Source organism: Pseudomonas bijieensis (assembly GCF_013347965.1).
Lineage (GTDB): Bacteria > Pseudomonadota > Gammaproteobacteria > Pseudomonadales > Pseudomonadaceae > Aquipseudomonas > Aquipseudomonas bijieensis.
The window spans coordinates 1,830,224-1,842,250 of sequence record NZ_CP048810.1 but is presented as its reverse complement, the minus strand read 5'-3'; the positions used below and the strand labels follow the sequence as shown (position 1 = coordinate 1,842,250).

The 12,027-nt window shown below is 60.5% G+C and carries 11 protein-coding genes; 5 read left to right on the top strand and 6 right to left on the bottom strand.

Annotated features, from left to right (window positions below):
* Positions 1–146 precede the first annotated feature (146 nt).
* Together GN234_RS07760 and GN234_RS07755 are read right to left on the bottom strand one after the other, a co-directional pair.
* Positions 147–968 (bottom strand): aldo/keto reductase, encoded by an 822-nt coding sequence (locus GN234_RS07760; protein ID WP_176688212.1) that lies wholly within the window; start codon positions 966–968, stop codon positions 147–149.
* A gap of 160 nt (positions 969–1,128) precedes the next feature.
* Positions 1,129–2,280, bottom strand: coding sequence for an aldose epimerase family protein (locus GN234_RS07755; RefSeq protein ID WP_176688211.1), 1,152 nt, complete (start codon positions 2,278–2,280; stop codon positions 1,129–1,131).
* Positions 2,281–2,577: 297 nt separating this feature from the next.
* Between GN234_RS07755 and GN234_RS07750 the strand changes: the two genes are divergently transcribed.
* The 3 genes from GN234_RS07750 (at position 2,578) to GN234_RS07740 (ending at position 4,997) form a co-directional block, all read left to right on the top strand.
* A complete protein-coding gene (locus GN234_RS07750; RefSeq protein ID WP_109751726.1) occupies positions 2,578–3,327 on the top strand; it encodes a hypothetical protein in 750 nt (249 codons plus the stop codon).
* A gap of 107 nt (positions 3,328–3,434) precedes the next feature.
* The gene (locus GN234_RS07745; RefSeq protein WP_109751727.1) at positions 3,435–4,220 is read left to right on the top strand and encodes a sulfite exporter TauE/SafE family protein; all 786 of its coding nucleotides are present in this window, start codon (positions 3,435–3,437) and stop codon (positions 4,218–4,220) included.
* Positions 4,221–4,448: 228 nt separating this feature from the next.
* On the top strand, positions 4,449–4,997 hold the full coding sequence (locus tag GN234_RS07740) for a DUF4174 domain-containing protein (protein ID WP_116831957.1): 549 nt from the start codon (positions 4,449–4,451) through the stop codon (positions 4,995–4,997).
* 150 nt (positions 4,998–5,147) lie between these two features.
* Here GN234_RS07740 and ampC read toward each other — a convergent pair whose 3' ends face one another.
* Positions 5,148–6,296 carry a class C beta-lactamase gene (gene ampC / locus GN234_RS07735; RefSeq protein WP_176688210.1) on the bottom strand — a complete coding sequence of 383 codons (1,149 nt, stop codon included), beginning with the start codon at positions 6,294–6,296 and terminating at the stop codon, positions 5,148–5,150.
* Positions 6,297–6,560: 264 nt separating this feature from the next.
* Between ampC and GN234_RS07730 the strand changes: the two genes are divergently transcribed.
* Positions 6,561–7,439, top strand: a complete 879-nt coding sequence (locus GN234_RS07730; RefSeq protein WP_176688209.1) for a Dyp-type peroxidase — start codon at positions 6,561–6,563, stop codon at positions 7,437–7,439.
* Between the two features lie 99 nt (positions 7,440–7,538).
* Positions 7,539–8,285: an SDR family oxidoreductase gene (locus tag GN234_RS07725; RefSeq protein WP_176688208.1), complete on the top strand. Its 747-nt coding sequence runs from the start codon at positions 7,539–7,541 to the stop codon at positions 8,283–8,285.
* Between the two features lie 149 nt (positions 8,286–8,434).
* Here the strand turns inward: GN234_RS07725 and GN234_RS07720 are convergent, their stop codons facing one another.
* The 3 genes from GN234_RS07720 to ccoG all read right to left on the bottom strand — a co-directional run bounded on the left by GN234_RS07720 (position 8,435) and on the right by ccoG (position 11,987).
* Positions 8,435–8,854, bottom strand: a complete 420-nt coding sequence (locus GN234_RS07720; RefSeq protein ID WP_176688207.1) for a hypothetical protein — start codon at positions 8,852–8,854, stop codon at positions 8,435–8,437.
* 112 nt (positions 8,855–8,966) lie between these two features.
* Positions 8,967–10,394: a GntR family transcriptional regulator MpaR gene (gene mapR / locus GN234_RS07715; protein WP_176688206.1), complete on the bottom strand. Its 1,428-nt coding sequence runs from the start codon at positions 10,392–10,394 to the stop codon at positions 8,967–8,969.
* A 180-nt stretch (positions 10,395–10,574) separates the two neighbouring features.
* A complete protein-coding gene (ccoG, locus tag GN234_RS07710) occupies positions 10,575–11,987 on the bottom strand; it encodes a cytochrome c oxidase accessory protein CcoG (RefSeq protein WP_109751733.1) in 1,413 nt (470 codons plus the stop codon).
* Between the last annotated feature and the right edge of the window lie 40 nt (positions 11,988–12,027).

Sequence of the window (12,027 nt, the reverse complement as noted above, 5' to 3'; positions counted from 1 at the left end):
AAGGCCTATCCCCGGTGGGAGCAAGGCTTGCCCGCGATGAAGACGACGCGGTGTCCTGGGGAACGAGGTGTCCGCATCGCGGGCAAGCCTTGCTCCCACAGAAAAACTCCATCGCCACAGGTCGGTGTGAACCCCAGGATTGGGTGTCAGACCATCGCCAGCCGCTGCTTTCCTTGAGGCTGGGGAAATATCAGGTCCAGCGCGGCCAGGTCCTGCGGTTCAAGCTTCAGGTTCGCCGCCTCGGCATTCAAACGCACATGCTCGGGCTTCACGGCCTTGGGAATCGCAATGACATTGTCCTGGCGCAGCAACCAGGCCAGTGCTATTTGCGCCGGTGTGGCGCGATGGCGTTCGGCGATTTGTCCCAGGGTGTGATCCTTGAGCAGGTGCCCGCCCTGGCCGACCGGGCAGTAAGCCATGACTGGCATGGGCCGTTTCTGGCACCAGGGCAGCAGGTCGAATTCGATACCGCGTTCTTGCAGGTTGTACAGCACCTGGTTGGTCGCGCAGGCTGGCGCGGCCAGTTCTTCAAGGTCCGCCACGTCGAAGTTCGACACGCCCCAACGGCCGATCTTGCCTTCTTCACGCAGGCGTTCGAAGGCTTCGACGGTTTCCTCCAGCGGGTACTGACCGCGCCAGTGCAGCAGGTAAAGGTCGATGTAATCGGTGTCGAGCCGGCGCAAGCTGCGTTCGCAGGCCAGGGGAATGCCTTTGCGACTGGCGTTGTGGGGATAGACCTTGCTCACCAGGAAAACCTGGTCGCGCAGGCCGGTGATCGCTTCGCCAACGACGGTTTCGGCTCCGCCCTCGGCGTACATCTCTGCCGTGTCGATCAGGGTCATGCCCAGTTCGATTCCCAGCCGCAGGGCCGCCACTTCTTTCTTGTGATGGGACGGTTCCTCACCCATGCGCCAGGTGCCTTGGCCGATCACCGGTACGGACACGCCGGCCAATTCCAGAGTCTTCATGGCTACCTCCTGTTGTTTAGACCGATAGTGCTGTGGCAGCAGGATAGCCCAGGTGTTCACCTGATGAGCGTTCCCACGTTCTGCGTGGGAATGCTTTCCGGGATGCTCCGCGTCCCAAAGGCGTGACGCGGAGCGTGGGAACGGTCAGTCGGCGGGGACGTTATTTTGCCGAGAACTTCAGCACCATGGTCTGGGTGTAGGTCTGGCCTGGATCGAGCCGCGTCGAGGGGAAGTTCGGCTGGTTGGGCGAGTCGGGGTAGTGCTGGGTTTCCAGGGTGAACGCGCCCCAGTGCGGATAGACCTTGCCATGCTTGCCCTTGACTGTGCCGTCGAGGAAGTTGCTGGTGTAGAACTGCACGCCAGGCTCGCTGGTGTAGAGCTGCAGGCGGCGTCCGGAATCGGTGTCATACACCTCGGCGGCCAGTTTGGTCACGTCGCCCTTGGCGTCCAGCGCCCAGTTGAAATCGAAGCCACCCTGTTTCGGCTCGGCGAATTTGAGTTGTGGGTGATCGGCCTTGATATGGGTGCCGATGGCGGTGGGTTGGGTGAAATCCATCGGTGTGCCGGCTACGGGGGCCAGTTCGCCGGTGGGAATGAGTTTTCCAGTGACCGGCGTGTAATGGGCTGCGTGCAGAGTTGCGATCTGCTCGAGTATGTCGCCGTTGCCGGCGCCGGCCAGGTTGAAATAGCTGTGGTTGGTCAGGTTCAGCACCGTGGGTTTGTCGGTGGTGGCCTTGTACTCGATGCGCAACTCGTTCTGTTCGTTGAGGCTGTAGGTGACGTCGGTCTTTAGTGCGCCGGGAAAGCCCATCTCGCCATCAGGTGACAGGTAGGTCAGGGTGACACCCACCGAGTCCTTGGCATTATGGGGCTCGGCCTTCCAGACGCGCTTGTCGAACCCTTGTGGGCCGCCGTGCAGGGAGTTGCCATGGTCGTTCTGCGGCACCTGGTAACGCTTGCCGTCCAGCTCGAAAGCCCCGTCGGCCAGGCGATTGCCAAAGCGGCCGATGGTCGCGCCGAAATACACGCTGCCGTTCTTCTGGTAACCCTGCACATCGTCGAAACCGAGCACGATGTCGGCGGCCTTGCCGTTTTTGTCCGGCACGCTCAATGACTGCAGGATGCCGCCGTAGGTGATGACCGTGGCCTCCATGCCGTGGCTGTTGCGCAGCACGAATTTTTCCACCGCCGTGCCGTCGTCGGTCTTGCCGAACGTACCGCGTTCGTTGGTCAGGCCGGTAGCCTGGGAAGCCGAGGTGGCGATCATCAGAGACACTCCGAGGGCCGTGAGCAGTTGTCTGGATTCAAGCATGGTATGACCTTCCTTCCTGTTGTTTTGTTGTTGTTTTGAACGCGGGGCGAGTCCGTTACTGGTCGGACAGCGCTGAAGGTTTTTCGGGTTAGTAGTCTTTCTATTTGTGAGTTGAGAAGGGATTTATAGCCATTAATAGAGATTTATCAATTAAAAAGTAAGACTAATTGGGTTTTTGAGTTGTCGTGGAAGGCTGCGGGTTTTCACCGGACACTGCACTTTTGCGTTTTTTACCGCTCTATCCTTGGCCTGGAAGCGGCGACCCCCATCGCTTCCCCATGCCCAGACCGAGACTCGATGGCCGGTGTTTTTTATTCTGTGATGAGGTTGCGCCGCCGCGGCATGGCGTTGTTGGTCGGTGTGTCGGTGCTGTTCAGCGGCGGCTGCAGCCAGCAGCAGGGGCAGGACATGGTCACGCAGTTCAGCAACGCCAGGCCCCAGGAGTTCTTGCAGACCAGCGTCGACCGCATGGCCACGCTGTCGATGCACGACAACCTGCAAAGCCTCTATCTGCTGATGAGCAAGCTTTACCTGCGCAACCCCGAGGAACTGCGCAAGTCCGGCTTTCTCGACGCCCGCACCGCGGAAAAACAAGTGCGCATGGCCATCGAGCAGCAACAACCCTTACCGACCCTGGGCGGCAAGAAGGATCTGGCTGCCCTGAGCTATGCCATGAGCCCGGAATTTCTCGGTGATCGGGTCGGGGCGTTCATCTATGCCATCGGTAGCATGCTGGTCACTGCTCACGGCAATCGCCTGGAGTTCTACATGACCGACACCATCGATCCGCGCTTTGTCAGCAATGCGGCGCGCAATATCGAAAAAGCCACTTGGCTGCTAAGTCAGCGGCAGAACAAGGAGGGCAAACCGCTGCTGTTTTCCAATGAGATTTCGGAGGAGGGCAGCAACCTGAGTTTCGCCGTGGAGTTCGGAAAAATCGTCGCCCGGCTGGACCTGCTGACCCAGATGCTCGACGAACGCTACCGGCGGATCGGCTTGAATTATGCCCAGAGCCTGCTGTTCCTCAACTTCCTGCCGGTTCAGTGATGTGATGAGAAAGGAATAAAGATAGATCATATCGATATAGGGGGTTATAAGAAAAATCGCTATGCTCGCGGCCAGATTTTTCATGCGGTCGTGTTGAGACGGGTTTAATGGATTTCGGTAATGTCGGTTTAGTCGTTGCGGGCCTGGTGGTCGGCTTCATCGTTGGGATGACCGGCGTCGGCGGTGGTTCGTTGATGACCCCGATCCTGTTGTGGTTTGGGATCAACCCGGCGACCGCGGTGGGTACGGACCTGCTGTATGCGGCCATTACCAAGTCTGGCGGTGTCCTGGTTCATGCCAAAAACCGCAACATCGACTGGGCCATCACCGGCTGGCTGACGTTGGGCAGCGTGCCGGCGGTCGGCTTGACGCTGTGGTTCCTCAGCAGCCTGCACAGCTCCCCCGACGCCATGAACGCGGTGATCAAGCAGGCCCTGGGCTTTGTGTTGTTCGCCACTGCCCTGGCGATCCTGTTCAAGAAGCGCCTGCTGCAATTCGCTCATGATCGTGCTGGCGGCCACTACAATCCCTCCGGTTCGCAACTCAACGTGCTCACGGTCATCACCGGCCTGGTGCTGGGTACGATGGTCGCGTTGACCTCCATCGGTGCCGGCGCGCTGGGTACTGTCGCGCTGTTCATCCTCTATCCGTTCCTGGTCACCAAGCGCCTGGTGGGCACCGAGATCGCCCACGCCGTGCCGCTGACTCTGGTGGCTGGCCTGGGCCATGCGAGCATGGGCAACATGGACTGGCACATCCTGGGGTTCCTGCTGGTAGGTTCGTTGCCAGGGATCTACCTGGGCAGTCATTTGTCGGGCCGCATCTCCGACGAACTGCTGCGCCCGTGCCTGGCGGTGATGTTGGCGATGATCGGGTTCAAGCTGGCGTTCTAGAACTGGCACCGAGATCCATTGTGGGAGCGAGCAAGCCCGCTCCCACACTCGTTTGCGGTGACTGTACCTCTAGCAGTCATACCTCTCCCTCCCATACGCGTTGGCTGGTTGCGCAATGACCCCCCTGGCCTAAGCTTCAAGTCAGGCAGGCGCAGTATCGAGCGACTCTCGCGGAACAATCGCCGCCCTGTGCAATCAGTACAGCGTAAATATCAAAAGGAGAGGCGCATGCTCATTCGGTCGTTGACCTTCGCTACCTTGCTGGCCATCGCCAGCCCCCTGTTCGCTGCCGATGGAGACTCACCCTTGGTGGCGGATGCAGGCAGGGCACGTCCCCTGATCGTCATCGCGCCCAGTACGGTCGACCCTGCCTGGGTGAGCCTGAAAAAGGCCTTGGATGAGCCGGCAGGCAAGCAGGGCTTTTCTGAGCGCAACATGGTGCTCTATACCGTGCTCAATACCATTGGGCAGCGCGATGGCAAGGACCTGGACCCGCAAAGCACCATGGCGTTGATTCGCTCCCTCAAGTTGGGCGCCGGTGCGCAGACCAAGATCATCCTGGTGGGCAAGGACGGGGAAAAGAAGCTTGAGCATTCCGGGGCGATCGAACTGAAAGACCTCTTCGACACCGTCGATAAACTGCCTGCGGCCGAAAAAGAAGCGACACCTCCAGCTCCACCTCCCGCGCCAGAGCCTGCACCGGCCAAGGATACGAAAGGTGCCAAGCCTGGCAAGGCAGTCAAGCCGGCAGGGCCGCCGAAGCCGCTGGATGATTGACTTCCAGTAACGATGAGGCTCCCTGTGGCGAGGGGATTTATCCCCGCTGGGCTGCGAAGCGGCCCCAGCATTTCTGCATGTCAAAGAATCCGGCGAGTGCTACGCACTCGAGCGGGGATAAATCCCCTCGCCACAGGTAACCCCGCCGATTTACTTCCCGTCCAGTGCAGTGAGGATCCGGTGCGCGGCTTTCACCCGTTCCTCGTTCGGGTAGTTCCTGTTGGCAAGCATGACGATCCCCATGTCCTTTCCGGGCACGAATGCCACGTAGGCACCAAAGCCGCCGGTGGAACCGGTCTTGTTGATCCAGGCGTTGACCGGCGCAGGGCGAGGCGGATCCAGCGGTTCGACCTTGTTTGGCGTCATCGCGACTTGCGTCGAGTTGCCAGCCAGCAGCGCATCCACGGTGAGCGGGTAGGGGTAGAACTCCCAACCCAACCCCTGGGTCATTCCACCGACCTTATAGAACCCGGTATGAGTCGTGGCGATGGCTTGGCGCAGGTTGGCGTCCAGTTTTCCGGGGCGCAGGTTGGCCTCGACGAAGCGAATCAGGTCCGATGAGCTGGTCTTCACCCCGTAAGCCTCGGAGTCCAGGGCACCAGGCCCGACCCGGACAGGCTTGCCGTCCTTTGCATACCCTTGGGCGTATCGACCCGACTGAGCCTGTGGCACCCGCACATAACTGTGCTTGAGGCCCAGCCCTGGCATCAGTGTGCGCTCCATTACCTCGTCAAACGACTGGCCCATGCTGCGGGCTGCCAGATAGCCGAACAACCCGATGCTCGGGTTTGAATAGAGCCGCTGGGTGCCGGCCGGGTAGAGCGGCTTCCAGGTCGTGTAATAACTGAACATCCGGTCCGGATGGTCTGCCTCGTCGGGAAACTGCAACGGCAGGCCGCCGGCGGTGTAGGTGGCGAGGTTGAGCAGGCTGATGCCGTCGAAGGCGCTGCCGCGCAGCTCGGGGGCGAAGCGACTGGCCGGGTCCGTCAGGGACAACTTGCCCTGGGCCTGGGCATAGGCGCCGAGGGTGGCGGTAAAGGTCTTGCTGATCGAGCCGATTTCGAAGAGTGTCTGGTCGGTGACCGGGTTTTTCGTGTCCTTGGAGGCCTCGCCGTAGTTGAAGTAATGGCGTTGGCCCTTGTAGGTGATCGCCACAGCCATGCCGGCGATGTCCTGTTGCTTCATCAATGGCTGGATCGTGGCATTGACGGCCTCTTCAATACGATCCTGGGCAAAGCCCGGAGCCGCCCCGTAGAGCAGGAAAAAAGTGCCTGCGAGTATCGATTTAGCCATGTGCATGTCGGACCGTCTCCTTGGATGGCGGTGGTTCAAGCCGCTCTGCATCCGGCAGCTTGCGATGCCTGGGGCATCTTGGGGCTGGTCAATCTAGGAGGTTTTCGGTTGCTCGGCAATTGGCTGCTATCGGGCTCAGGTCAGGTTCCGAGTCGTCTGACTGGCTCGCGGGAGTCTTCCTACGAAAATCTTTTGGCAGCCGCCCTCGGTGTCGCATGGCAAACCCCCACGGCTGCCGGGTAGACTTGTGCCCTTTCTAAAGGAGTTCACATGAGTTACTACCAGCCCGGCATTCTCGCCACCCCTGTTCCGCCTCAGGCCCGTCATTTGTTTTTTGCCCTGGAATCGGTCGAGGCACTGCCGGCTGCGATAGACAAACTCCAGTCGCTGCTCGATGGGCGGGCCGTGGTCGGCTTCGGCGAATCGCTGGTCCAGGCGCTGGGCGCCCAGGTCGAAAGCCTGCGGGCCTTTCCTGCGTTGGCCGGCGTGGGCGTGGACAACCCGTCGACCCAGCACGCGCTGTGGTGCTGGCTGCACGGCGAAGACCGCGGCGAGCTGATGCACCGCAGTCGCGCCATCGAGGCCGCGCTGGCCCCGGCGCTGCGCCTGGTGCAGATGAACGAAACCTTCCGCCATATGACTGGCCATGACCTGACCGGCTACGAAGACGGCACCGAAAACCCTCATGACGAAGCGGCCATCGCCGCCGCCCTGGCCCAGGGCGCCGACGGGGTACGCGGTGGCAGTTTTGCCGCGATCCAGCAGTGGCAGCATGACCTGGACGGTTTCGCGGCGATGCAGCCCCACGAACGCGACAACATCATGGGCCGCCGCCTGAGCGACAACGAAGAAATCGACGACGCGCCGGAGTCGGCCCACGTCAAGCGCACCGCCCAGGAAAGTTTCGCCCCGGAGGCGTTCGTGGTACGTCGCTCCATGCCGTGGATCGAAGGTGACCGTGCAGGGCTGATGTTCCTGGCGTTCGGCTTCTCCCTCGATGCCTTCGAGGCACAACTGCGACGCATGAGTGGCCTGGAAGACGGTATCACCGACGGCCTGTATCGCATGAGCCGGCCAATCACCGGTGGTTACTACTGGTGCCCGCCGCTGCTGGACGGACGCCTGGACCTACGGGCCATAGCCCGCTGAACAGGCGTTTTGGTCCGCTGAGCCGGGCGTTTTGTGCAAACGCATCGGTCAACGCTATTCTTGGGCCGGACGTCTATCCGTGGAACGGGGGAAGCAAACGTGGATAAAGTCATCGTCATCACCGGTGGCGGTCGCGGCATCGGGGCGGCCACGGCGCTGTTGGCTGCCGAGTTGGGTTATCGGATCTGTATCAATTACCAATCGGATGAAAGTGCCGCGCAAGAGGTGCTCGAACAGGTGCGGGCCAAGGGCGCACAGGCGATGGCCGTGCGCGCCGACGTGAGCATCGAAGATGAGGTGATCAGCCTGTTCGACCGGGTGGATGCCGAGCTGGGACGTGTCACCGCCCTGGTGAACAACGCCGGCACGGTGGCCCACAAGTCCCGGCTCGATGAAATGTCCGAGTTCCGCATTCTCAAGATCATGAAGACCAACGTGCTGGGTCCGATCCTCTGTGCCAAGCACGCGGTGCTGCGCATGTCGCCCCGGCATGGCGGGCAGGGCGGCAGTATCGTCAACGTCTCGTCGGTGGCTGCTCGCCTGGGGGCACCGGGTGAATACATCGATTACGCAGCCTCCAAGGGCGCGCTGGACACCTTCACCATCGGCCTGTCCAAGGAAGTGGCTGGCGAAGGTATTCGCGTCAACGCGGTGCGTCCCGGCTACATCTACACCGACTTTCATGCCCTGAGCGGCGACCCGGATCGGGTCAGCAAACTGGAATCGGCGATTCCCATGGCCCGGGGCGGTCGTCCGGACGAAGTGGCCGAGGCGATTATCTGGCTGCTGTCGGACAAGGCTTCGTATGCGACCGGGACGTTTGTGGACCTGGGGGGCGGGCGCTGAGGTCTGGGGTGTCTGTTCCGCCCTTATCGCGAGCAGGCTCGCTCCCACATTGGAATACGGTTCCCTGTGGGAGCGAGCTTGCTCGCGATGATGTATGCATCCGTAAATCGCCATTGGAACGGTTGGACTATTCCCTTCGCTCTCATCGGTTATTGCTGCTGGACGATTTCAATATCATCAAACCCGATACCCTGTGGATAATTCACCTCATCTTGGTACGCCCATATCCGTACCATAGGAAGTTCTGAGCTAGGAGGAGGGGGTAGGACTGCTTCGCACGAATGCCATTGGTCATCGCTTTCCGGAACAGCCAAACTCGTGAGGCCATTCATGAATCCACAGCTCAAATATTTCAGGGATACGGTCTTGGGAACTTTGATTTTGAATTTTATCGTGACTGGACTTTTGTCCTCGAAGGGCAACTTGAAGATTTTCTGTAAGCCGTAATCAGTTACATACTCATCGCCGGTGAGGTAATGATTACCACCCGCTTCCGTTACTATCTTTCCGTCACCTTGGATAAATCTCCAGCCGTCTTGGTCCTTCTCGAAATCTTGAAAGTAGTTCACGATTTTCTCCTTAGGTAGATTTTTTGCTAACGCGTGACGCTCATTCGGTCAGCCATCGCTACGCTAAGACATTTCCGGAGGGTGTTCTACTGTCAGAGTTGACAGGTCATTCTCAATGCTCGTGCCTGCTTACCAACGACCGAATAATCCGCCCCAACGTCTCCATGGCTGTTTCCGAGACCTCGGTCCACGGGCTGCCATAGTTCAGGCGGATGCAATTCCTGAAGCGCCGGGTCGGTGAAAAGATCGGTCCCGGCGCGATGCTGATGCCCTGGGCCAGGGCCATCTGGAACAGTTTCAGCGAGTCCATCTGCTCCGGCAGCTCCAGCCACAGGAAGTAACCGCCTGCCGGTTGGCTGACGCGGGTCTGGGCCGGGAAGTAGCGGGCGATGGCGGCGAGCATCGCGCTTTGCTGTTCTTCCAGGGCGTAGCGCAGTTTGCGCAGGTGACGGTCATAGCCGCCGTGTTGCAGGTAGTCAGCGATGGCGGCCTGGGCTGGCATCGAGGCGCACAGCGAGGTCATGAGCTTGAGCCGTTCGATCTTCTGCGCAAAGCGCCCGGCGGCGACCCAGCCGATGCGATAGCCCGGCGCCAGGCTCTTGGCGAACGAACCGCAATGCATCACCAGCCCTTCGGTGTCGAACGCCTTGGCGGGCTTGGGGGCCTGTTGGCCGTAATAGAGTTCGGCGTAGACGTCGTCCTCGATCAGCGGCACCTGATGGCGGCGTAGCAGTTCCACCAAGGCCTGTTTCCTTGCCTCGGGCATGGTTGCGCCCATGGGGTTCTGGAAACTGGTCATGCACCAGCAGGCCTTGATCGGATGGCGCTCCAGTGTCTGCTCCAACACTTCCAGGTCGATACCGTCGCGCGGGTGGACGGGAATCTCCACGGCCTTGAGCTTGAGCCGCTCCAGTACCTGCAGGCTGGCATAGAATGCCGGCGCCTCGATCGCCACCAGGTCGCCGGGCTCGGTCACCGCTTGCAGGCACAGGTTCAAGGCTTCCAGGGCACCGTTGGTGACCAGCAGCTCCTCCATGGGCAACATCAACCCGCCGACCATGTAGCGCAGCGCGATTTGTCGACGCAATTGTGGATTGCCTGGCGACATGTCCGTGACCACCATTCGCGGGTCCATGTCCCGTGTTGCGCTGGACAGCGAACGGGACAGCCGTTGCAGTGGGAACAGCGTCGGGCTGGGGAATGCCGAGCCGAAGGGTACGGTGGCCGGGTCCTTGATCGAATCCAGTACCGAAAACACCAACTCACTGACGTCGACTTCGGTGGATTCGTGCACCTGGCTACTGATCGCAGGCTCGGAAAACGGGCTTGGCGCATGGGCGTTGACGAAGTAGCCGGAGCGCGGCCGGGCCCGGATCATGCCGCGTCGTTCCAGCAGGTAATAGGCCTGGAATACGGTGGACGGGCTGACGCCGTAGGTCTGGCTGGCGTAGCGTACCGACGGCACTCGTTGACCCGGCCCCAGCATGCCCGAGCGGATCAGTTCAGCGATGTCGTCGGCGAATTTTTCGTAGCGTTTCATGGCTGGCCCAGTCTTGAGTGACACATGGTTTTCGCTTTTTAACGGTGGGAAAACCCGTGGGAGCAAAGCTTGCTCGCGATGCAGGCGACACGGATCAATCGTCAGGTCGCGTCATCGTTCTTCGCGAGCAAGCTTTGCTCCCACAAGCCCGCTCCCGCAGGTGCCCGGCATCTTAAAGCTTCAGCGATTCATCGGCGCTACAAAACGACTTTTGGCGAGGCTGTAGATTCCCGGCTCATCCGTGTCGGCGATCTTGAACGTCATCTCCTGGGAGCTTTTGCCCGGCCGTTCGCTGAGCATCGCTACCGACACCGGCACATCGACGATTTCCCCCGGGGCCAGGCTCAATTGCGTCTTGCCTTGCAGGACGAAGCCGTCGCCGTCCACCAGGGACAGGTGATAATCCTGGCGCTGTTGGGTCTTGTTGATGACTTTCAGGCTGTAGATGTTCTCGATCTGGCCCGCGCTGTTCTCGCGGAACAGGCCACGGTCCTTGCTGACGTCCAGCGACACCATGGGCCGCTGCACCAGCGCCACGGCCAGTGCGCCGATCATCACCAGCAACACGGCGGTGTAGCCGATCAGCCGAGGTCGCAGCAGATGAGTCTTGCCGCCTTGCAACTGGTGTTCGGAGGTGTATTTGATCAGGCCACGGGCATAACCCATCTTGTCCATGATCGAGTCGCAGGCATCGATGCAGGCTGCGCAGCCGATGCATTCCATTTGCAGGCCATCGCGGATGTCGATGCCGGTGGGGCAGACCTGTACGCACATCTGGCAGTCGATGCAGTCGCCCAGGCCGATATTCGCCGGGTTTGCTTCGCGTTTGCGCGGGCCGCGGATTTCACCGCGGGCCGTGTCGTAGGAAATGGTCAAGGTGTCCTTGTCGAACATCACGCTCTGAAAGCGTGCATAAGGGCACATGTGCATGCACACCGCTTCACGCAGCCAGCCGGCGTTGAGGTAGGTGGCTGCGGTAAAGAAAAGTACCCAGAACAAGCTCACGCCGCCGATTTGCAGGGTCAGCAGTTCTTCGGTCAATGGGCGGATCGGTGTGAAGTAGCCAACGAACGTCAGGCCGGTGAGCAGACTGATGGCCAGCCACAACGTGTGCTTGGCGCTGCGGCGTACGAGTTTGTTCAGGCCCCAGGGCGCTGCCTGCAGCTTGATCCGCTGGTTGCGTTCGCCTTCGGTGATTTTCTCGCACCACATGAAGATCCAGGTCCAGGAGCTCTGTGGGCAGGTGTAGCCGCACCACACGCGCCCGGCGAACACGGTGACGGCGAACAGGCCGAAGGCAGCGATGATCAGCAAGGCCGACAGCAGGATGAAATCCTGGGGCCAGAAAGTCGCGCCGAAGATGTGGAATTTGCTTTCGGAAAGATCCCAGAGCACCGCCTGGCGACCGCCCCAGTTCAGCCACACCGTGCCGAAGAACAGCAGGAACAGAACCCCGGCACCGCTGATGCGCAAGGTGCGAAACAAACCGGTGAAGCTGCGGGTGTGGATCAGGTTATCGGTGGTCCTGGCCTTTATCTTCGTTGGCGCAGGTTCGAACGTCTGTATCAACTGGACGGGGATTCTATCGCTCATGGTCGGTCGCTCATCAGCCTCTATCTGGCCGGCGCACTAT